Annotated in this window: 2 protein-coding genes; both read left to right on the top strand. The window is 57.2% G+C overall.

Annotation, left to right across the window (positions count from 1 at the left end):
* Positions 1 to 187, top strand: a 187-nt coding sequence (gene tnpB, locus KDX37_RS29315; protein ID WP_231656652.1) for a transposase, incomplete at its 5' end; no start/stop codon positions are given.
* Between the two features lie 18 nt (positions 188 to 205).
* Positions 206 to 663: IS66 family transposase (locus KDX37_RS29310; protein ID WP_231656651.1), on the top strand; the 458-nt coding region annotated here is incomplete at its 3' end.

Genomic DNA, 663 nt, shown 5'->3' with positions numbered 1-663 from the left:
GTACTGGGAGCGCAACGGCTTCTGCCTTTGGCTCAAACGCTTGGAATCGGAGCGATTCAAAACATCGCCCGATGCCACTGACGAGGCGATTGTCCTGACCGTTCAGGAACTGAACTGGATGCTCGACGGTTTTGATCTCTGGCGTAACCGTCCCCATCAGGTTTTGACGCCGCGATTCGTGGCCTGATTCGGTATAATCCAGGGCATGAAATCCATGCCCGACAACCTTCCCGACGATCTCCAACTGCTCAAGCAAATGCTTGCGAAGATGCAGTCGCGGGTCGGTTTTCTAGAAGAAGAGAACGCATTGCTGCGCCAGCGCTTGTTCGGACGCAAGTCCGAGCAAACAGCCGATCCGGCCACACCGCAGTTGGCGCTCTTCAACGAAGCCGAAAGCGTCGTCGAAGCTATCGACGAGAACGCTGAAGAAGAGGTTGTCACCCCCGCTAAGCGCCGTGGCAAACGCAAGCCACTGCCTGCCGACCTGCCGCGCATCGAAGTCATCCACGAACTTCCCGAGCATGAACTGACTTGCGTCTGCGGCTGCCGCAAACACGCCATTGGCGAGGAAGTCAGCGAGCAGCTTGAAATCGTGCCGATGCAGATCCGGGTCATCAAGCATGTTCGTAAAGTCTATGGCTGCCGCGACTGCGAAACGGCACC

This window comes from Pseudomonas californiensis (assembly GCF_021147775.1).
GTDB classification, from domain to species: domain Bacteria; phylum Pseudomonadota; class Gammaproteobacteria; order Pseudomonadales; family Pseudomonadaceae; genus Aquipseudomonas; species Aquipseudomonas californiensis.
Note: the sequence above shows the minus strand (reverse complement) of the source record. Positions and strands in the feature narration are given on the sequence as shown.